Origin of the sequence: Caballeronia sp. INML1, assembly GCF_023631085.1 — a bacterium.
GTDB lineage: Bacteria > Pseudomonadota > Gammaproteobacteria > Burkholderiales > Burkholderiaceae > Caballeronia > Caballeronia turbans.
Map to the genome: position 1 here is coordinate 58,354 of NZ_JALQDT010000084.1, position 20,202 is coordinate 78,555.

At 67.1% G+C, this 20,202-nt stretch carries 14 protein-coding genes; 9 read left to right on the forward strand and 5 right to left on the reverse strand.

The annotated features are described in order from the left end of the window. The first annotated feature begins 32 nt into the window (after positions 1-32). The 9 genes from NCR38_RS33175 to NCR38_RS33215 all read left to right on the forward strand — a co-directional run bounded on the left by NCR38_RS33175 (position 33) and on the right by NCR38_RS33215 (position 14,282). Positions 33-707 (forward strand): DUF3540 domain-containing protein, encoded by a 675-nt coding sequence (locus NCR38_RS33175; RefSeq protein ID WP_250478485.1) that lies wholly within the window; start codon positions 33-35, stop codon positions 705-707. Between the two features lie 24 nt (positions 708-731). Beyond that, complete coding sequence (locus tag NCR38_RS33180; RefSeq protein ID WP_250478486.1) at positions 732-1,127, forward strand: DUF4150 domain-containing protein; 396 nt, start codon at positions 732-734, stop codon at positions 1,125-1,127. A gap of 31 nt (positions 1,128-1,158) precedes the next feature. Next, on the forward strand, positions 1,159-3,915 hold the full coding sequence (locus NCR38_RS33185) for a type VI secretion system Vgr family protein (protein WP_250478487.1): 2,757 nt from the start codon (positions 1,159-1,161) through the stop codon (positions 3,913-3,915). A 12-nt stretch (positions 3,916-3,927) separates the two neighbouring features. Continuing rightward, positions 3,928-6,576: a DUF2169 domain-containing protein gene (locus NCR38_RS33190; RefSeq protein WP_250478488.1), complete on the forward strand. Its 2,649-nt coding sequence runs from the start codon at positions 3,928-3,930 to the stop codon at positions 6,574-6,576. A gap of 26 nt (positions 6,577-6,602) precedes the next feature. Further along, positions 6,603-7,385: a hypothetical protein gene (locus NCR38_RS33195; RefSeq protein ID WP_250478489.1), complete on the forward strand. Its 783-nt coding sequence runs from the start codon at positions 6,603-6,605 to the stop codon at positions 7,383-7,385. A 147-nt stretch (positions 7,386-7,532) separates the two neighbouring features. Further along, on the forward strand, positions 7,533-8,300 hold the full coding sequence (gene tssJ / locus NCR38_RS33200; protein ID WP_250478490.1) for a type VI secretion system lipoprotein TssJ: 768 nt from the start codon (positions 7,533-7,535) through the stop codon (positions 8,298-8,300). Positions 8,301-8,318: 18 nt separating this feature from the next. Further along, the gene (gene tssK / locus NCR38_RS33205) at positions 8,319-9,707 is read left to right on the forward strand and encodes a type VI secretion system baseplate subunit TssK (RefSeq protein WP_250478491.1); all 1,389 of its coding nucleotides are present in this window, start codon (positions 8,319-8,321) and stop codon (positions 9,705-9,707) included. A gap of 1 nt (position 9,708) precedes the next feature. Next, positions 9,709-10,398, forward strand: a complete 690-nt coding sequence (locus tag NCR38_RS33210; RefSeq protein WP_250478492.1) for a DotU family type IV/VI secretion system protein — start codon at positions 9,709-9,711, stop codon at positions 10,396-10,398. After that, positions 10,395-14,282 carry a type VI secretion protein IcmF/TssM N-terminal domain-containing protein gene (locus tag NCR38_RS33215; RefSeq protein WP_250478493.1) on the forward strand — a complete coding sequence of 1,296 codons (3,888 nt, stop codon included), beginning with the start codon at positions 10,395-10,397 and terminating at the stop codon, positions 14,280-14,282. Before NCR38_RS33210 ends, NCR38_RS33215 begins: the two co-directional genes overlap by 4 nt. Before the next feature lie 203 nt (positions 14,283-14,485). On the opposite strand, the gene tssA is transcribed toward NCR38_RS33215, so the two are convergent. The 5 genes from tssA to NCR38_RS33240 all read right to left on the reverse strand — a co-directional run bounded on the left by tssA (position 14,486) and on the right by NCR38_RS33240 (position 19,946). Beyond that, positions 14,486-16,096 (reverse strand): type VI secretion system protein TssA, encoded by a 1,611-nt coding sequence (tssA, locus tag NCR38_RS33220; RefSeq protein ID WP_250478494.1) that lies wholly within the window; start codon positions 16,094-16,096, stop codon positions 14,486-14,488. Between the two features lie 41 nt (positions 16,097-16,137). Continuing rightward, positions 16,138-16,872, reverse strand: a complete 735-nt coding sequence (locus NCR38_RS33225) for a response regulator transcription factor (RefSeq protein ID WP_250478495.1) — start codon at positions 16,870-16,872, stop codon at positions 16,138-16,140. Beyond that, positions 16,869-18,899: an ATP-binding protein gene (locus NCR38_RS33230; RefSeq protein WP_250478496.1), complete on the reverse strand. Its 2,031-nt coding sequence runs from the start codon at positions 18,897-18,899 to the stop codon at positions 16,869-16,871. The genes NCR38_RS33225 and NCR38_RS33230 overlap by 4 nt, the downstream gene beginning before the upstream one ends. 443 nt (positions 18,900-19,342) lie before the next feature. Continuing rightward, positions 19,343-19,615, reverse strand: a complete 273-nt coding sequence (locus tag NCR38_RS34600) for a hypothetical protein (protein WP_409241453.1) — start codon at positions 19,613-19,615, stop codon at positions 19,343-19,345. Positions 19,616-19,709: 94 nt separating this feature from the next. Continuing rightward, positions 19,710-19,946 (reverse strand): helix-turn-helix domain-containing protein, encoded by a 237-nt coding sequence (locus NCR38_RS33240; protein ID WP_409241454.1) that lies wholly within the window; start codon positions 19,944-19,946, stop codon positions 19,710-19,712. Between the last annotated feature and the right edge of the window lie 256 nt (positions 19,947-20,202).

Here is a 20,202-nt window from a genome sequence, read left to right on the forward strand (position 1 = left end):
CGTCTTACTTAACGAGCCAATCGAGTCAGGAAATGAAGAGCAGTCTGCAAACTCACGCACGCGCCGGACACGAGCAGGCCGCCGGTTTCACGTACGCGACCGTCACGGGCCGCGCGGATAAATGGTTCTTCGTCAGCGCCGCCGATGCATCCGTGGATCGCGCGCTGCGCGCCGATAGCTGCCTCATCGAGCCGGATTGCGGCGACACGGTGCTCGTCAGCCGTGGCGGCGCGGTCGGCGTGAATGCGGCGGCGTACATCGTCGCGTTGCTGGCGCGCGCATCGGCGCACAGCGCGCAACTGCTGCTGCCGGGCGGCGTCGCGCTGCATATGGCGCACGGCGATGTGCGGATAGAAGCGGCGCGCATCGACCTGAAGGCGACGGACGCCGTGTCGATGCAAGCGCCCGCGATCGGCATGGAAGCCTTGCACGGCGAGATGCGCCTGCATCGTCTGGATGCGTCGATCGGCGAGGTTCATGCGCGCCTGGGCATCGTCAGCAGCGTGGCGAAGCAGGTGACATCGACGGTCGGACGGCTCGTGCAGAAGGCGCGCGACAGCTTCCGCTGGATCGAAAAGGTCGATGAAACGCGCGCGGGGCGCGTGCGTATCAAGGCGCAAGAGCGCCTGCACGTGACCGCCCGCGATGCCAGCGTGCTCGCGCAAGGGCACGTGAAGATCGACGGCGAAAAGATCGATCTCGGTTGACACACACGCGACAAGGAGCCAGCGATGTTCGCCGTGACCAAGGAAAACGGGCAATGCATGGGTATGCCCGACACGTGCCTCACACCCGCGCCGCCCGCGCCGCCGGTGCCGGTGCCGTACCCCAACATCGCCATGCCGATGATGGGCAATCCGGCCACGCTGAAAGTGATGGTGCGCGGGATGCCCGCGCTCACGAAGGCGTCGAAGATTCCGATGTCGAACGGCGATCAGGCGGGCGCGAACGGCGGCGTCGCCTCGGGTTCGATGATGGGCGAAACCGAGTTCGTGATGAGCAGCCAGGTCGTCAAGTTCGAAGGCAATTTCGCGGTGCGCCTCGGCGACACGACCAGACAGAACGGCGGCAATACCGTCGGCAGCGTGCTGGCGCCGAGCCAGCCCGTCGTGATGATCATGAGTTGAGCGCGCGGTTTCGCGCGACGAACAGGGGAAAATGATGGAGATGCTGTCCAGCCAGGTGCTCGCCAACCGGCGCTTCGATTTCAGCACGACCGCCAGCAAGGGCACGGGCAGCGCCTATGCGTTTCAGGTCGTCGAGATGGAAGGCTTCGAGGCGCTCTCGCAGCCGTTTCGCTTCACGCTGACGCTCGTATCGGACGATGCTTCGGTCGATTTCGACGCGATGCTCGCGCATCCGGCCACCTTCACCATCCACGGCCCCGACGGCGACACGTCGACGCCGTATCACGGCATCCTCGCCGAGTTCGAGCAGATGCATCACGCGGACGATTACGTGTTCTATCGCGCCGTGCTGGTGCCGCGCGTCTGGAACCTGTCGCTGTCGCGCATTTCCGAGGTGTATCTCGACGAGCAGACGATCGCCGATACGCTCAAGACCGTGCTGAAGAACGGCGGCCTCACGACCAACGATTTCGAATTCAGGCTGACCGGCACGTATCGCACGCGCAGCTTCGTCTGCCAGTTCGAGGAAACGTATCTGGAGTTTCTGTCGCGCTGGATGGAGCACGAAGGCATGTACTTCTGCTTCGATCACGCGAGCGGTCAGGACAAGCTCGTCGTCGTCGACGATACGCTGATGCTCGACAAGAGCGCATCGGCCTTGCTGCCGCTGGTGTATCGGCCGGACGATCGCATGAACATCGGCCTCGCGCGCGACGCGGTGCGCAACTTCATGTTGCGCGCGAAGCCGCTGCCGAAGGAAGTGCTGTTGCAGGACTTCAATCATCGCAAGGCGGCGGTGGCGCTGAAGGCGACGGCGACCGTGTCGGAACAGGGCCGCGGCCAGGTGATGATCTACGGCGAAAATTTCCGTGACGAAACCGAAGGCGCGCGTTACGCGACCTTGCGCGCGCAGGAAATCTTCTGCGCCGGGCGCGTGTATTCGGGCGAAGGCACGGCGGTCGGGCTGCGCGCGGGCGCGTTCATGAAGCTCGCCGGGCATTATCGCGACGATTTCAACGCCGAATATCTGCTGACGGAGATTCATCATCGCGGCTCGCAGGCCGGCGCGCTGCTGACGGGCGCGCGCGGCGCCGAAGGCGATGCCGGCGCGGGCGGCGAAACCACATACAGCAACAGCTTTCGCGCGATCGCCTCGAACGTGCAGTTCCGCGCCGAGCGCGTGACGCTAAAGCCGCGCATTCCCGGCACGATGACGGCGACCATCGACGCCGAAAGCGACGATCCCACCTACGCCGACCTCGACGAATTCGGCCAGTACAAGGTGCAACTGCCGTTCGATCTCACCGACAAGAATCCGAACAAGGGCTCGGCGCGCGTGCGCATGGCCTCGCCCTACGCGGGCAGCGGCTACGGCATGGATTTCCCGTTGCTGAAGGGCGCGGAAGTGCTGCTGTCCTTCACGGATGGCGATCCGGACCAGCCCGTCATCACCAACGCGGTGCCGAACTCGGCGAACAAGAGCGTCGTCACGAGCGAAAACGCGGCGGAGAACCTGATCCGCACGGCGGGCGACAACGTCGTCAGCATCGACGATACGCGCGGCAAGCAATCGATCACGCTCGAATCGCCGTATCAGGAAAGCCGGATGACGGTCGGCTACTCGGCGGCGTCGAGCGGCTTTTTCGTGGCGACGAAGGGCAGTTCGCAGTCGATGACCGCGGGCGTCGACAATTCGCTGACCGTCGGCGCGAAAAACGATATTTCGCTGTCCGTCAACAGTTCGCTGGCGGCGGGCGTTACGAGCGACTACACGATCGGCATAGCGACCAGCTTTGCGGCGAGCGCGGAAGTGAGCTGGAAGCTCGGCCGGAGCATCGAACTCGACGATTGCGCCGAATCGGTGAGCCTCAAGAAGACCGTCACCGAGAAGGCGAGCGACAAGGTCAAGTTTCAGGGCGGTCTGGCCCCGATCTATACGACGCTGATCGACAAGACGAAGACGCGCGTGAAAGCGGCGGTTCTCGCGACCCTGGCCGCGAACAGCGCGATCGCGGCATCGGTCGCCACCAAATTGCTGAAGACCAACGGCGACGGCGAAACCGAGTACGGCAGCGACGAGAACCGCGACGCGGCACTGGTCGATTCGCTCGGCTCGGCGGCGGTGGACGTGCTGGTGCAGGCATTGATGCAGCACTATGCAAGCGGTGTCGCGGAGACGCTCGAAAAAGCGACGAACACGCACGCGAGCACGATGGAGATGGACCGCAACGGCATCGTCATGAAGGTGAGCAAGCCGGGCGCGGCGAGCCCGGCGCCGGTGGTGAACGCCTTGGGCTTCGCGGTGGAAGTCGATGCCGTCGCCGCCGATACCTCGGTCTCGCAGATCAAGCATACGTGGGCGACCTCCGCCACCGGCGAACTGGCGATGACGGAAACATCGAGCGTGCTGTCGTTCGAGAAGACCGGTGGCGGCAAAGGCACCGTGACGCTGTCGACGGCGGGCGCGAAGATCGAATCGCCGCAGGCGGTGCAAGCGGTATCGGGCAACGCGAGCGTGAAGGTCGAGCCGACGCAGCTCACGCTCGCGACGGACCCGGCCAAGAAGGTGTCCGTCGCGATTTCGGAAGATTCGGTCAAGACGACGGCGGGCGAAGCGACGCTGCTCGTCTCCAACGACAAGATCCGCATCGCATTGCCCGGCGGCACGAGCGGCCTGGGTTTCAAGTCGGACCAGGCGGTCTTCGCCTTCCAGAACCAGTCGGGCCTGAAGTGCACGCCGGCGGGGGTAAAGCTGTACGCCGGCGGCAAGCCGGTGCAACTGGGCTGAAGGACTGACGCGATGAAGGTCTTCAAACCCGCCGAGCTGGCGCTCATGTATCGCGCGTATCGCTTGAACCGGCGCAATCTGCTGGCCGTCGCGATGATGGGCTATTTCGATTTCGCCCGCAGCGATCTCGCGAACCTCTTGCCCGAGGCCGACATGTGGCAGGCCGTGCCCGATGCGCTCGGCGCCGATGTCCTGCTCGACGAAGGCAACGCCAAGCCGCGCGCCGAGTTCAAGGTGTACGGCGCGGCGCACGCGCCGCAAGGCCGCGAGGTGAGCGAGCAGCGCATCGCGGTGCGTATCGGCGGGCTGGCGAAATCGCTCATCGTGAGCGGCGAGCGGCAATTCGGCGCGCTCGGGATGCCGGGCGCGCCGAAGCCGTATGCGCGTATGCCGGTCGTGCCGGAAACCGCGTTCGGCGGGCCGGATTGCGCGGACAACCCGCGCGGCAAAGGCAGCGCGGCCGTCGCCGGGCCCGATGGCCGTGGAATCTGGCCGCTGCCGAACGTCGAGAGCGAGGGGCAGAGGCTTATTGAACGCGGCCAGCGCGTCGCGCCGGCGGGCTTCTGGGGACTCGCGATCGACGCGCCGCAGCGTCAGCGCTATCTCGGCAAGTGCGACCAGCGCTGGCTCGCGACCGACTGGCCGCATCTGCCCGCCGATACGCGTCTCGAATACTTCATGAGCGCGCCGCAGGATCAATGGCTCGACGGCTTTCTAAAAGGTGACGAAGCGTTCGAAATCCAGGGTATGCACGCCCGCCAGCCGATGTTGAAGGGCAACCTGCCGCGCCTGCGCGCGCGCTGCTTCGTGCACGCCGGCAAGCCGGGGCAGGGCACGCTGCGCGAAGTGGCGGCGCACGCGGAAACCGTGTGGCTCTTTCCGGAACTCGAACGCGGGATCGTGCTGTATCGCGCGCTCGCGGATGTCGCCGATCCCGACGCGCTCGACGTATCGCATCTGATGGCCGAGTGGGAATCGATGGACGCCGCGCCGCTGTCCTTCGAGCACTATCGCGCGCGCATTCAGGCGCTGGTCGAGGACGGCGGCGAACTGGCGGCGATGCAAGCCGATGCACAGTCCACGTCCGCCGCGCCCGCCGCGCCGGTGTCGTCCGCGCCAGCGGGCGCGGCGGCCGCCGCCGCGCCATCGCCCGCGCTGGCCGAGGTCGACGCGATGGCCGCGCAACTGGAGCAGCAAACGCGCGCCTTGATGGCGAAGCACGGCATCGGCGAGCAGGAGCTCGCGCGCTTCATGCCGTCCGCGCAGCCGGGGCCCGCGCCGACGCTCGCCGAAGTCGACAAGATGGCCGACGATCTCGACGCCGCGACGCGTGCGCTGATGCAAAAGCACAACCTGACCGGCGCCGATGTCGCGCCGTTCCTCCGGCGGATGGACACGCCGTCGCCCGCGAGCGGCAACGGCGCGGCGCTGCCGTCGCTGCTGCGCGATCTCGATGCGCACACGCAGTCCGCGCTGAGGCGCGCCGGCCTCACCGAAAACGATGCCCGCGCGTGGGCCGCGAACCAGCCGGGCCTCGCCGTGATCGCCGCCGAGCCGATGCCGTCGGGCGCGCTGCCCGAACTCGATCTCGCCGCGCTTGCCGTGCCAGCCGCGCCATCGCTGCCGCTGCCGGCTGTCGGCGAGCCGTCCTCGCCGCCCGCGCAAGCCCTGCTCACGCGCGAAACCGTCATCGCGATGCACGCGGCGCGTTCGAGCTTCGCGGGCTGCGATCTGTCGGGCATCGATCTTTCCGCGCTCGATCTGTGCGGCGCCGATTTCTCAGGCGCGCTGCTGCACGAGACGTCGTTCGCGAAAAGCCGTCTGGAAGGCGCGGACTTCTCCCAGGCGCTGCTGATGCAAACCGATTTCACCGATGCCGACCTGCATCGCGCGCGGCTCGCGCAGACGAGCGGCGGCGGAGGCTGTTTCGCGAACGCCAATTTACGCGGCGCGCAGCTGACCGACGGCGATTTCACCGGCGGCGACTTTTCCGGCGCGCGACTCGAAGACGCCGACGTGAGCGGCGCACAGTTCGACGGCGCGTCGATGACGGCCGTGAACGCATCGAACTGCAACGCGGCGCGGGCGCAGTTCATCGGCTGCGCGCTCGACGACGCGAACTTCGCCGCCGCGATCCTCACGCAAGCGAGCTTCGAGCGCAGCACGGTCGCGCGCGGCAACTTCGCGAAAGCACGCTGCGCGCACGCCGACTTTCAGGGCACGCAGGCGCCCGAAGCGAACTTCGCCGAAGCCGAGCTGAGCCCTTCCCGCGCCGACGCCCAAACCTGCTTCGAACGCGCGCGGCTGACGCGCGCGCGTCTTACCGGCGCGAGCTGGGAAGGGGTGCAACTGACCGCCGCCGCGCTCGACGAAGCGAACCTCGACAACGCCGACCTGAGCCGCGCCGCGGCGCGCACGGCGACGTTGCGGCGCGCATCGGCGAAAGGGGCGAAGTTCTCGCGCGCCGATCTGTCGGGCGCGGATTTGAGCGGCATCGACCTGTTCAAGGGTTCGCTGCGGCTCGCCACGCTTCAGGGCACCTTTCTGACGCGCGCGAACCTTTATGGCGTCGATTTCGAAGACGCCCGGCCGACGCTCGCGAGCGTCGAAGGCTCGAACATCGACCGCACTCTTCTGACGTTCAGGCCGCCCGCGGTCTGACGCAGTCATCGAAAGGAACTATCGGCATGAGCACGAAAACCGTCTGGATCACCGCGTTCGACAAGGAAAAGGCCGGCGCGCGCGTCGCCGCGCTGTCCCAGGTGCTGAAGCGCTACGGCCTCGCTACGCAGGGCCATTTCTGGGTCGACGAACCCGAAAAACTCGCGTGGCGCGCCGGACTCGACGCGCTGAACGCCGCCCGCGCCGACCTCTGGCTGATCCTCGCCGACGACGCCGCGCTCGCGAAACCTTCGGTGCGCTACGGCCTGTCGGTGTTCGCGGCGAGCCTGCGCGAGTCGCGGGGCGCGGGCTTTCCGGTGGCGCTGTCGGGGATGACGGACATCGCCGAGGTCCCGCCGATGCTCGGTCACGCGACCGTGCTGGTCGAGAGCAACGCGGCGTGGCCGGCGAAGATCGTCGCGCGCGCGAACATGGCGAAGGCGGGCGAGGCGCTGGATTACCGCGTCGAAGTGGTCGGCGAGGAGCAGCTCGGCCAGTGGTTCGCGCTCGGTCCGCGCGCGGGCGAGTGGAGCGGCGTCGTGTTCGGCGTGCACGGCGGCGGCGCGACGATCGATTTTCAGGCGGTCGGCCCGCGCGGCAAGCTGCCGGAAAAGACCGTGCTGGAGTATGCGCAGGAAGGTCTGACGCTTAAGGTCGGCGAGCGCGAATTCATCGCGTGGGCGGTGCGCAACCGGCTCGGCCCGGACGACGCCTATTACGCGCGTGTGAAAGGCACGCCCGAATCTATTCTTTTCATGCCCTACACGGAAGACAGCGAAGCCAGCGCGACTATTTTGCCGCTGGTGTGATGCCCTTGCCTCCGCTCCCGTCAAGCATCTCGAAGCCGCCGAATAAGGCCGGAAAGTCGCCTTTTATCGCCGTATGAGCGCGCGGCAATATCCGGAGAATGTGCGGCAGCAAGTAACGCTCGACGGCAAACGAATGGGGCACCGGCAATGGCTGTACCTGTAACCAGCAAGCATGCCGCACGCAGCGGCGGACAAAGCGCAAACGGAATGCGCCGTGTGATGGCGCTCGCGGGCGTCGCGCTCGCCTTGGGCGGCTGCGGCAGTTCGCCGCCGAAAGACCCGCTCGCGGATGTCGTCTGGAGCTACGCCACCGATTCGGTGCTGTTCGAGATCGCGGCCGATCCGGGTCTCAACCAGTTCGACGGCCAGTCGCACACGCTGCTGCTCGGCATCTACGAAACCGCCGACGCGCAAGCCTTCCGCAATCTCGCCGCCGACCCGAACGCGCTCGCCGAAACGATGGCCACCGGCAAGGTGCCGCCGACCTTCGCGCAGTTCTCGCGCTACGTCGTCGCGCCGGGCCAGCATTCCTATCTGATTCTGGATCGTGCGCAGAACACGCGCTCGATCGGGCTCGTCGCGGGCTATGCGCAGTTCGCCACGGCCAACGCGGCGCGCCAGTTCGACGTACCCGTCGTCACGAAGACGACCGGTTTCATCTTTCGCACGCACACCAAGCTGCCAGGATCGCTCGTCGTGCGGCTCAACCTCGGTGCGCAGGGCATCCTGAACGCCGAAGTAGAGCCGGGCGGTCCCGACGCCGCAACGCTCGCGCGCGCGCAGCAACTCGACGGCGGCGGCAAGGAAATCCGTCTCAGCGGCAGCGCGGCGGCGGCCTCCGGCGCCGGCGCGACGACCGGCGCCGTCGGCGCGGCCAGCACGCAAGACACGCCCCTGCGCAAAGTCAGCAACTAGCACATCGACTTCGATCAAATGGACCACAACAAGGGCGTTTACTGGTATCAGGGCATGTTCATGCAGCCCCAGCATTTTCAACTGGCGGCGCTGCACGAACAATTCCGCATCAAGCCTGTCGTCGAGACCGGCTTGCCGCATTTCTGGGGCGCGGGCGCGCTCGATATCGCGACGGGCGCCATCGCCAGCCAGACGATCGAGGTGCGCTCGGCGAAGCTGGTGTTTCCGGATCGGACGTACGTCGAGTTTCCGGGCAACGCGGTGCTCGCGCCGCGTTCGTTCGATGCCGCGTCCATCGGCGAGGGCCGCGCGCTGACCGTGTATCTCGGCGTGCGCAAGCTGGCCGCCGAAGGCAACAACGTGACGATGTGCGCCTCCGCCGATGATGCCGCCGCCGCGCCGACGCGCTACGCGAGCCTGCAGAACCCGGCGGACGTGCCCGATCTGCATTCGGATGGTCCCGCAGCGCCCGTGCACACGCTGCTGCACGTGCTGAAGGTGTTTTTCGAAGGCGAGACGGCCAATCTCGGCCAGTACGATCTGATTCCGATCGCGCAGCTCGCGCGCATCGGCGACACGGTGACGCTCTCGGAGCGCTTCATCGCGCCGGGTTACGCGCTCGCCGGGTCGGACACGCTGCTGCGCATCGTGCGCGAGATTCGCGACGATGTCGTCGGCCGCGCGCATCATCTGCAGGAATTCAAAAATCCGCGCGAATTGCAGAAAGCCGAGTTCGATCCCGGCTACATGATGCTGCTCCTCGCGATGCGCACGCTCTCGCGCGCCGCGCCCAATCTCGTGCATCTGACGCAAACGCCGGGCGTGCATCCGTGGCATGTGTACGGCGAGCTGCGCGCGCTGGTTGGCGAACTGAGCGCCTTTTCCGAGCGCTTCGACATGCTCGGCGAAGCCGCCGACGGCACGCCCGGCCTGCCCGCCTACGATCACACCGATCTCTACAACTGCTTCTCGCGCGCGCAGGCGCTGATCGGCTTTCTGCTCGGCGAGATCGCCATCGGGCCAGAGCATCTCGCGGTGCTCGACTATCGTGACGGCATGTTCGCGGGCGAATTGCCGCGCGCGTTCTTCGACCGCCGCAATCGCTTCTATCTCGTGCTGCGCACCGATCAGCCCGCCGCGCAAGTCGTCGACGGCGCGCTGCACGACGCGCGTCTCGCCAATGCCGCCGATGTCCGGCGTCTCGTCGCGCACGCGCTGCCGGGGCTTGAGCTGATTCATCTGCCGAACGCGCCGCAGGGTATGCCGCGGCGCGCGTCGTCGAACTATTTCCGGATCGAGCAGGTGAGCGATCTGTGGGATGCCGTCGAGCGCGACGAAAACATCGCGCTGCAATGGCCGGACGCGCCGCAGGACTTGCGCGCCGAAATCGTCGTGCTGCGGAGATAACGTGAGCCTCGCCGATACCTTCATCCCGCTTTTCGCGCATGTGCGGGCGTTTTCGCGCGCACCGTCGGGCGACGCCGCGAGCTTCACCGCGCAACTCGACGGCGCGATCGCCGCCGCACGGCTTTCCGCGCACGACGCGGGCTTCGCGCAGGCCGACATCGACGAAGCGCTGTTCGCTTTCAGCGCCTGGGCCGACGAACTGCTGCTCACGACGCAATGGACGGGCGCCGGACAATGGCAGCGCCATCTGCTGCAACGCCGCTACGCCAACGTCAGCAACGCGGGCGTGGCGTTCTACGACCGCCTCGCGCAGCTCACGCCGTCGCAACTGGCGGTGCGCGAGGTGTTCTATCTGTGTCTCGCGCTCGGCTTCGGCGGACGCTACGCCTACGACCGCAACCAGAAGACGCTCACCGACATCCGCCGCACCAATCTCGCGATGCTGCTGCCCGATGCCGACCAGTTCGGCGCGTCGGCGCGCGCGTTTCTGTTCCCCGACGGCTATCCCGTCGCCGGCGCCGACGCCGATGCGAACAGCCCCGCCGTGCGCACGCGCTTCACGGCGCGGCTCACGCGCGGCAAGCTGACCGCGATCCTGCTGCCGCTTTTCCTGCTGGCGGCGCTGTATGGCGTGTATCACACGGTCGTCGCGGAATCCGTCGATACGCTTCTTGCGCAGATCCACCTATGAAAACGCTCGGCATCGTGTTGTTGTGGCTGTTGACGCTGATCGTGGTCGCCGCGATCAGCTGGGGCGTCGTGCTCTATTTCGGCTGGCCGCTGTGGATCGCGCTCGCGATTTTCGCCGGCGTGTTCGCGCTGTACTTCTTCGCCATCTTCGCGCGCCGCATGTTCGTGATGATGCGCTCGCGCAGCCGGCTCGCCGCGCAGAGCAGGGCGCTTCATGCGGAGCCGGTCGCCGTATCGCCGGAAGCGATGCTGAAGCGCAAGTGGAAGGCCGCGATCGGCACGCTGCGCCAGTCGAATCTGCGCACCAAGGGCGATCCGCTCTATGCGCTGCCGTGGTTCATGGTCGTCGGGCAATCGGGCACGGGCAAGACGACGGCGCTCACGCGCGCGCGGCTGTCGTCGCCGATTCAGAAGATCAGCCAGCAGGCGAGCATCGGCCAGACGGTCAATTGCGACTGGTGGTATTTCGACCGCGCCGTGGTCATCGATTGCGCGGGCCGCTATGTGCAGGCCGAGGATATCGAGCAGGATCGCCGCGAATGGGAAGTCGGGCTCGACCTGCTCGGACGCTATCGGCCGCGCGAAGGCCTCGACGGGCTCGTGCTCGCGGTCAGCGCGGAGCGGCTGATGTCGCCCCACGCCGATACTTTCGCCGACGAAGGCCGCATCGTGCGCGCGCGTATCGAGCAGTTGATCCGCATGTTCGGCAAGCGTTTTCCGGTGTACGTGCTGGTCACGAAGTGCGACCGTCTCTACGGCTTCGAGGAATGGGCGAAGTCGCTGCCCGCCGATGCGCTCGATCAGGCGATGGGCTATCTCGCCGACGAAAGCGAATCGGCCGATTCGGGCGAGCGCGCGTTCGTCGGGCGCGCGTTCGACTCGATCGGCGCACGCTTGCAGGCGCTGCGCCTCGCGATGCTGTCGCGCGACACGCAGCCGTCGCCCGAACTGCTGATGTTCCCGAACGAACTGGCGCAGTTGCGCGGCGGACTCACGATGTTCCTCGGCACCTGTCTTGCCGACAGTCCGTATCTCGAACGGCCGCTTCTGCGCGGCATCTTCTTTTCCAGCGGACAACAGGAAGGCGGCGCAATGTCGGCGCTGATGGGTTCGCTGCTGAGCGCGTCGCCGCCGCACGCGAGCGATACCGCGGGCGTGTTCCTGCATGATTTCTTCGGCCGCATCCTGCCGCAGGACCGGCTCGCCGCGAAACCCGCCATGCTCGTGAATCACTGGCGGCGCGTCACGCAGAGCGTGGGCGTCGTCGCGTGGATACTGCTGCTGGCCGTGTTCGCGATCCTGCTTTCGGTATCGTTCGCGGGCAACAAGCAGACGCTCGAACTCGTGCGCAGCGCGCGTCCCGACAAGGCGGCGCTCAACGGCAACCTGTTCCACGACGCCAACGCGCTCTCGTATTCCAACGAAGTGCTGATGCAGGTCGCGCAGAACGACCGCCGCTGGATGTCGGGGCTGCTCGGCAACGGCGCGGGACTGGAAGCGCTGGAAGCGCGTCTGCACGACGTCTTCGTGCAGCAGTATCGGCAGGCGATTCAGCCGGCGGCGGATCAGAGCCAGCAGACGGCGCTGGCGGCATCGGCGGGACTCGCGAGCGCGTTCGGCCAGGCAGGGCAGTCGGGCCAGCCGGCCGAAGAGGCGCGCCAACTCCTGAACCTTGCGCGCTCGATCGCGCTGCTGCGCGCGCGCATGGGCGGCGCGGATCGCGAAACGCTCGAAGCGATGCCGCAGCCGGTCGCCACGTCGCTCTTTCCCGCGCAGCTCAACGCGCAGCTCAATCCGCTCGCCATTTCGTATCTCGTCTGGTCGCCCAAGGATGCGGGTTACTTGCAGATGCGCGCGAAAAGCCAGCGCGCGTTGCTCGATCAGGCTGTCGCGGCCGATCCGCAGATGACCTGGCTCGTCGGCCTCGTGCCGGACGGCGGCGAGGTTCCGGCGGCGCGGGCGGCGGATTTCTGGGGCGGCAACGCGCAGCCATTGACCATTCTCTCCGATGCGGGTCTGCGCACGGCGCGTGGCAGTGTCGTCGGCGCGAACGTCGCCAATACGGCGGACGCATCGGTGCCCGCCGTCTACACGGTCGCGGGCAAGCAGGCGCTCGATTCTCTCGCCGCGCAGATTCGCGCGTCGGTCAGCGATACGGCGCAGTTCGACCGGCAGCGCGCCGCGTTCGAGGACTGGTATCGCACGCAGCGCATCGCGGCGTGGCAGAGTTTCGTCGACGATTTCACGAAAGGTCCGGCGCCGTATGCGGGCGAAGCGGGTTGGCGCTCGGCGCTCGGCATCGTGAGCGGGCCGGCGAGTCCGTACTTCCGGCTGATTGCGCGCATCGACGAGGAATTCGCCCGCGAACCCGCCGATGCGCCGATGCCCGGCTGGATCACGCTCGCGCGCCAATTCGAGCAGGTGCGCGCGCAGGCGACGCGCGCCGGCGCGGCGAATCAGGCGGTGCGCGTGGCGGGCGCGATCAACGCGGTCGGCGGCGCGGCGCTGAAGGACGTGCTGTCCGGCTCGCCGCAACTCGGCAGCCGGACGGTGACGAACAACCTCGGCGCCGTCGATGCGCTCACGCAATATCTCGGCGCGCTGAACAAGCTCGCGCTCGACAGCAGCGCGGGCAGCGGCAAGGATTATCAGATCGCGGCGGATTATCAGCAGTACTCGACGAGCGCCCAGCCGCAGCCGTCGGAGATGATGAACGCGTTGCAGCCGCTTGCGCAGTTGCGCACGCTGCTCGGCACCGGAGAGCCATCGGATGCGCTGACGTGGCGTCTGATTCGCGGGCCGTTCGAGTTTCTGTCGGCGTATATCGAACAGCAGGCGTCGTGCGAGTTGCAGCGCGGCTGGGAATCGAGCGTGGTGTTTCCGTTGCAGGGCGCGACCGACAAGAGCGCGGCGATCGATCAGCTTTTCGGCGCGAAAGGCGCGGTCTGGGCTTTCGCCGATGGTCCGGCCAAACCGTTCCTCACGCGCAACGCGAACCGTTACGACGTGATCGAGACGCAGGGCTTCCGGGTGCCGTTCACGTCGGCGTTCGTGCCGACGCTCAACGGCGCGTATGGCCGGCAGCTTGCGCAGCAGCAGGCGAGCGCGCGCAGCGCCGCCGACAAGCAGGCGCAGCAGCTCGAAGCGCAGAAGGCGCAGCTCGAAGCGCAACAGCAGCTCGATCAGCTCGACCGCGCGCTCGCCGCGGCGAAGACGCAGGCCGATGCCGCGCGCGCCGTGACGGTGCCGCTGACGCTCACCGCGCAGCCGACCAACGTCAACGCCGGCGCGCAGGCCAAACCCTACGCGACGATTCTCACGGTGCAATGCGCGACGGGCGTGCAGACGCTGAACAACTACAACTTCCCGGTTAGCACGAGCTTCGCGTGGCAGGCGGGGCAGTGCGGCGACGTGCGCTTGCAGATCAAGATCGGCAACCTGACGCTGAACCGCAATTACGCGGGGCCGCTCGGCGTCGCGTCGTTCCTGAAGGATTTCGCCGATGGCCAGCGTCAGTTTGTTCCCGCCGATTTTCCGGCGAGCGAGACGGCGCTCAGGACGCTCGACGTGACGTCGCTGACGGTGATGTTTTCGGTGACGAATGGCGAGCAGGTCACGGACGCGGCGCAGAAGATTCAGCAGTACGACGCGCTGCAGAAGACGACCGCGCAGCAGAAGCAGCAGATTCAGGATGCGCAGGCGCAGCGTCAGCAGATGAGCCTCGCGGACCAGCTCGCGGTGATGTCGCCGGGGATGCCGCCGCTGCCGGCGATCGTGCCGACGGTGGCGGGCAATCCGGTGAGCCTCGGCGAACTGGGCGTGCCGGCGACGATCGGCGCGTGCTGGCGCGGTCAGACATCGGCGATGATGATGACGGGGCTTTGAGCCGGGGTTTGGCGTGAGGAAACATCGGCGGCGCGCCGGTGTTCTCGCTTTGCAGGGATGTCGCCGCTACCGGCGACCGTGCCGCGCGAGGATGGCAGCGTGCTGGATCCACGAAGAGGATGATCGGGCTTCAAGCCGCGCATCGGCATAAAAAAACACCGGCCTCGCGCCGGTGTTTTCGCTTGTGCCGCGCGACGAAAAGATTACGTAATCAGCCGCACCGCGATGGACACATCCAGCGGCGCGATACGCGCGAGCAGCGCGGCCGTTTCCGTTTCGTTCTGGTCGTTGCGGCTCAGGATCGCGTAGGCGGCGCGCAATGCGTCCGCGGTCAGGTCCGGATCCCACGACACCACGCCGTAGCGATCCACTTCGTCGACGAGCGCGCGCGCGAACGCATCGAGACGCGCGCCGGGGCGGTTCTCCAGCAGCAGGTCGCACATCGCGGTGCGCAGCCTGAGGCGCGCGGCGACGGCGGGGCTCTTGTCGATCGCGTCCTGCAGACACTGCGCGGCGGCGCGCAGATCGTTGTCCGCAGCGAGCGCACGGGCGCGCGACATCACCGCGGCGAGCGGATCGGGCGCGGCGGCGGCGGGCGCATCGCCGCTCGACGAGGCAAGCGCCGCCAGCCACTGCACCGTGTCGGCATTGGCGAACGGCACGCCATTGGCGAACTTCAGCCGGTCGAGACCGTCGATGCGCGCGACGAACTTCGCCGTCTCGCCGCAGACTTCGCGGCGCGCGGCGCTCCAGGCGTCGCCGAGCAAGGCGAGCGAGGTCGCCGCGGCGTGATTCAGATCGAGCCAGAACGGATAGGCGATCACCTGCGTCTCGGCGAAACCGACGATGTCCGCGTGCGCCGCGCGCGCCTGCAGATTGCGCAAGGCGTCCTGCAACTGCGGGATCGGGCCGGGCAACTGCGTGTCCGGGCCGTTGGCGACCGGGGCGCGTTCGATGGCCGTCCACACGCCGATGCGCCGCAGCCGGAAGCCGAGCGCGTTCGACGGCTCGTTCTGCGCGTACCAGCCGCCGATCGCGACGAGCCGTTCGAGCGCTTCGTCGGCGGCGTGACTGGCGCTTGCGGCGGTATCGACGGAAAGCGGAGCGAGCGCGGCGGGCGCGAAGGCGGCGGCGGGCGCGGCATGAACGGCCGGAGCCGCGACCGGCGCAGGCGCGGACGGCGCTTCGGGTCGAGGCGCGGGCGCCGCGAGCGCGGGTTCGGGCGCAGGCGTCGGCGCAGGCTCAGGCTCGGGATCAGCCGCCGGTTCCGCGACCTGCACGGTGCCGAGCAGTGCGCGCAAGGGCTGCATCGACGGCGCGTCGTCGTCCTTTTCCGCGAGCACGCGGTCGATGCCGCCGAGCGCGTCGCGCAGTGCATCGACGAGCGCCGCGTCCTGCGCCGGCCAGCTCGACCAGTCGTGCTCGTCGGCGTGGGCGCGCACGCGGTCGATCAGCCATTGAATCGCGTTACGCCGCGCGCGCAGACGCGCAACCGGCGGATAAAGCTGTTCCCAGTGCGTCGCGAGCAGGCCTTCGAGCATCTGCGCGCCGTCGGCGAGGCCGGGCAGTCCGCGCGTGATCAGCAAACCGCCCGCGAGATAACTGGCGACGAGAATGTCCTTGCCCTTGTCCGCGAGCAGCGTCTGCGAGAGCCGGACCACCTGCTCCCAATCGGGTGAGCCGCTCGCCGCCGGATTGGTCAGCTTGGCGATCTCGTTTTGCAGCAGGTCGTAGTCGGGATCGTCGCGCACGTCCACGCCGCAGGGCTGCGCGTCGCTGATGGGCTGCGTGCCCAAACTCTTGAAATCGTTCACGGAAACTCTTGTCTGGCAGGGAGAATGGGACGGCGGCGCGCTCAGGTCCACAGGTGTTCGATATCGGTATCGAAGATATAGCCCGCGCCGCGCTCGGTGCGCAGAAGCGTCGGCTTCTTCGGATCGATCTCGATCTTGCGCCGCAGCCGCAGGATTTGCACGTCGATGGCGCGATCATAAATGTCATCGAAGGCGCGCGTGCTTTCGAGCAGCTTTTCGCGCGTGATGATTCGGCCCGGCGAGCTCAGAAACGTGACCAGAAGATTGAATTCGGAATTGGTCAGCGGCACCGCGGTCTGATCGGCGGAATTCAGGCGGCGCGTGTTCAGATTGAGCGTCCAGCCGGCGAAGCGGTACGCGTTCGGCAGCTTGCCGCGCGTGAGCGGCGCCTGCGTCGTGCCGGCCGCGCGGCGCAGCACCGCGCGCATCCGCGCCAGCACTTCGCGCAGCGAGAACGGCTTGACGATGTAGTCGTCCGCGCCGAGTTCGAGGCCCATCACGAGATCGGCTTCGTCGTCGCGGCCGGTGATGTACATGATCGGCACCTGCGCTTCTTCGCGCCAGCGGCGTGCGAGATCGGTGCCGTCGCCATCGGGCAGGCCCAGATCGAGCAGCACGAGGTCGTAGCGTTTTGCCGCGAAAACCGCGATGGCTTCGTGCGCGCTCGCGGCGCCATCGGTCTTGTAGCCGTGCTGGAAGAGATATTCCATCAACAGGGTTCGCATCGAATGATCGTCCTCGACGACGAGGATGCTGTGCTGCGGCTGCGGTGTCATGACGGATCCTTCAGGGCGGATGCGGCGGCGCGGGCGAGCGCCGCGCGTTCGACGGGTTTGTTCAGGACGATGAGGCGCGCATCGGGCGCGACTTCGCGCAGGCGGGCGGCGAAGCGCGCGTCGTCCATCGGGAGGCTGTGCGGGTCGGCGAGGACGAGCGGCGCGTCGCCGGCGGCGTCGCTGCGCGCGGCTTCGTCGAGCGCTTCGCGGGCGTCGGCATAGCCGAGCGGCTCGAAGCCCAATTCCGCGAGCCAGTCTTCGCTGCGTTCGCGCGAAGCGGCGTCGTCGTCGATCAGGATCACGCGCTCGCCCTGGGCCACGGGCGCGTCCGGCTCGGCCGAATCGGCGTGCTCGGGCGGCGTCGCCGGCGCGCTCGATACCAGCGGCAGCACGAGGCGAAAGCGCGTGCCGCCGGGTCCCGTCGCGATCGCGATGCCGCCCCGATGCTCGCACGCGACGCCCGCGACGATCGCGAGTCCCAGCCCGTTGCCGCCCGTCTTGCGCGCCGAGAAGAACGGCTCGAAAAGGTGCGGCAGATGCTCGGCGGGAATGCCGGGACCGTCGTCGATGACATCGACCCACGCGATCGCGCCGGGCGGTGCATCGCCGATGGCGAGCGCTTCGTGCATCGCAAAATCGCGGCCGATACGCACGCTCACGCGCGAGCGCGCCGCGAGGCTGGCGTTGCTCGACAGGTTGAGGATGGCGCGCACGAGCTGGCCGCCATGCGCCGCGACGCCGAGATGTTCGTCGGCGGGTTCCAGTTCGATAACGACGCCGTTGCGGCACAACGGCCTTGCGAGCAGGACGCTTTCGCGCACGATGCGGTTCAGATCGAGCGTTTCGCGGACGCGGTCGCCGCGCCGGGCGGCCAGCAGGATTTCTTCGGTGAGTTCGTAACCGCGCGCCGATGCCGCCTGTACTTCGCGCAGCGGTTTGCGCGCGGCGGAATCGGCGGGCAGGCGGTCGCGGGCGATTTCCGTGTAGCCATCGACGGCGGCGAGGATGTTCTTGAAATCGTGCGCGACGCCGCCGGCGAGCAGGCCGAGCGCTTCCATGCGACGGCCGCGTTCCAGGCGCAGCGCCAGTTGCCGGCGTTCGCGCACGGCGACGGCGACGAAAAACGTGAGGATCGCGAGACCCGCCATGTCGATCTGCAGATGCCACGCGCTTTCGGCGTTTTCCGGGCGGTACGGGCCGAACTCCATCAACGTCAGGCCGACGCCGACGACCGCCGCGGTGCCGACGGTCGTCGCGGCGGCGGGCAGGCCGCCGTAGATCGCGGTGGCGGCGAGCAGCAGAGAGACGATCACGCGCTGGACCTGCTCGGAGACGTGCAGCGCGGCGCTGGCGAGCAAAATCGCGACGACGGCCACGCTGCAAATCAGCGCGATCAGCGGTTCGGCCGGGCGTTGGCTGTCGGCGGCGCGTGAACGCCAGGCGAGCACGGCCGGAACGAGCACGAGCACCGCGACGCCGTTGCCGACCAGCAAGGTGCGCCATTCCTGCAGCCAGCCGTCGTGGCCGAAATCGCTGGCGAGCGTCGCGCCGAGTATCGATGTCGCGCCGATCGCGGCGAGCGGAAGCAGCAGCAGGAAGCGCATGAGGCGCGTCGTCGTGACGATGGCGCCGTCGATGTCGACGTAGCGTCGGCCGAGCCAGGCGCACAGCGCGACTTCGAGCACGTTCAGCACGCAAAAGCCGAGGTCGCTGCGCCAGGTCGCTGCGGTGAAATCGCCGGTGGCGGCGATCGCGAGAAAGACGGCTAGGAGATGCACCGGCCAGCGGCGCGGCTGCATCGGCCAGAGAATCGCGACGGCGATGGCGGGCGCCGGCCAGGCAATCGCCGACAAGGTGCCGCTGTCGAGATGCACGAACGGGCGCGCCAGCACGTAGCACAGCAGCGCGAGGGCAAGCGGTTCGATGATGCGGGAAAGCGTCGTCGGACTGCGCGCGTCGGTGCCGCTGCCGTGTCCGCCGCTTTGGAACAGGTTCGTCAGGAAATTCTGCCGTTGAGGATGTGACATGTGCAGTGGGCGACGAACAGGGGCATCGGAATGAGGATGTCGGTGGTGACGTGCTCTCAGGGGTATGTCGGCAGGTTGTGGGCGGACTTGAGGGGAATGGGTGGATTGCTTGAAGCGCTGTGCTTCGAAGTGCAATGCAGGAACGTCCGATCGCTCGGTGTTCGAATCGGCAACGTGGCGTTGAAGCAAGGGATCTGAACAGGCAGGGCGCTAAAGCATGGAGCGTCACCGTTTGCCGACTACTGACTCGCTTTGTATCGATGGCGCGCTGCGTTTGTGTTCATGCAGCGCCATCATCGTTGCCTCCAGGTCCTGTTGTGTGAGCTCGCGCTGTTTCTTGGTGTCGGGCGCGCGGCGTGGCGTGCGCACCTGCGCGCCGCGATGCGTGCGCGAGGGCGCGGTACCAATGCTGCGGTTGTCGCGCTGAGCCTGCACCGCCTGCGCTAACTCGAGCACATGCGCCAGCCGTTTGCATTCGACAATGGCGCCCTGATCGACCTTGGTGAGCCGGTCATACTGCCGACACACCAAATGCGCTCGCCGGCCCGCAGTTCCATGCGTCCGTCCGGATACTCCCAGACCTCGATGTCGCGGTGAATCAGCGCGCGATTCTCGTCGGTGTCCTCGAGCCGATACATCACGCGGTCGTACTGCACCGTCAGTGTTTTGGTGACGCGCCACGTCAGCACACGCTCTAACGAGCCCCAGTCGGACATTACTAAGAAGCTCTAACAAACCGTGTCATGGCCAGATACAAATGTCGCAGTGCCGGCCAAGTACAGATGTCGTATCTGTTCAAGCGCTTTATCCTCACGCAGCGTCGAAGCCGCACAAGGCTTGAGCGGGCAGGGCGCGGGTGCATTGCGTGGTCAGACCGCGTGCACCGTCCGCACGATAACGCATGACAAGCCGTTCGATCTGCCGCACGCTCACGTGTAGCCGCTCGGCGGCACGGCCAGGCTTGAGTTGGCGTTCGGCGACGGCCTGAATCACTCTGAGTCGGTCCAGTTCGTGCATCGACAGGGTGATGGTCCCGGTCGTGTTCATCGCCAGCGCTCCTGAAACGCTTGTCTGGCAACGAACCTACGTCAAAATGCGACATTTCTACTTGGCAGAAACGCGACATTTGAACTTGGGACCTACAAACCTGTCATGGCCAGATACAAATGTCGGGGTGCGGGCTAAATACAGATGTCGTATCTATCCAAGGATTTTGCGCTCACGCAGTGTTGAAGAAAGCGGGTTGCACGGGCAGGGCGCGGATGCGTCGACTTCCCCGTTTGCTGAGCGCCGAGCTGTTTTT

Excerpts from the sequence above, each read along its gene's own strand:
- NCR38_RS33190 (WP_250478488.1), top strand. The coding sequence starts at position 3,928 with ATGAAGGTCTTCAAACCCGCCGAGCTGGCGCTCATGTATCGCGCGTAT.
- tssK (WP_250478491.1), top strand. The coding sequence starts at position 8,319 with ATGGACCACAACAAGGGCGTTTACTGGTATCAGGGCATGTTCATGCAG.
- NCR38_RS33215 (WP_250478493.1), top strand. The coding sequence starts at position 10,395 with ATGAAAACGCTCGGCATCGTGTTGTTGTGGCTGTTGACGCTGATCGTG.
- NCR38_RS34600 (WP_409241453.1), bottom strand. The coding sequence starts at position 19,615 with ATGTCCGACTGGGGCTCGTTAGAGCGTGTGCTGACGTGGCGCGTCACC.
- NCR38_RS33185 (WP_250478487.1), top strand. The coding sequence starts at position 1,159 with ATGATGGAGATGCTGTCCAGCCAGGTGCTCGCCAACCGGCGCTTCGAT.
- NCR38_RS33230 (WP_250478496.1), bottom strand. The coding sequence starts at position 18,899 with ATGTCACATCCTCAACGGCAGAATTTCCTGACGAACCTGTTCCAAAGC.
- NCR38_RS33180 (WP_250478486.1), top strand. The coding sequence starts at position 732 with ATGTTCGCCGTGACCAAGGAAAACGGGCAATGCATGGGTATGCCCGAC.
- tssJ (WP_250478490.1), top strand. The coding sequence starts at position 7,533 with ATGGCTGTACCTGTAACCAGCAAGCATGCCGCACGCAGCGGCGGACAA.
- NCR38_RS33175 (WP_250478485.1), top strand. The coding sequence starts at position 33 with ATGAAGAGCAGTCTGCAAACTCACGCACGCGCCGGACACGAGCAGGCC.
- NCR38_RS33195 (WP_250478489.1), top strand. The coding sequence starts at position 6,603 with ATGAGCACGAAAACCGTCTGGATCACCGCGTTCGACAAGGAAAAGGCC.
- NCR38_RS33240 (WP_409241454.1), bottom strand. The coding sequence starts at position 19,946 with ATGAACACGACCGGGACCATCACCCTGTCGATGCACGAACTGGACCGA.
- NCR38_RS33225 (WP_250478495.1), bottom strand. The coding sequence starts at position 16,872 with ATGACACCGCAGCCGCAGCACAGCATCCTCGTCGTCGAGGACGATCAT.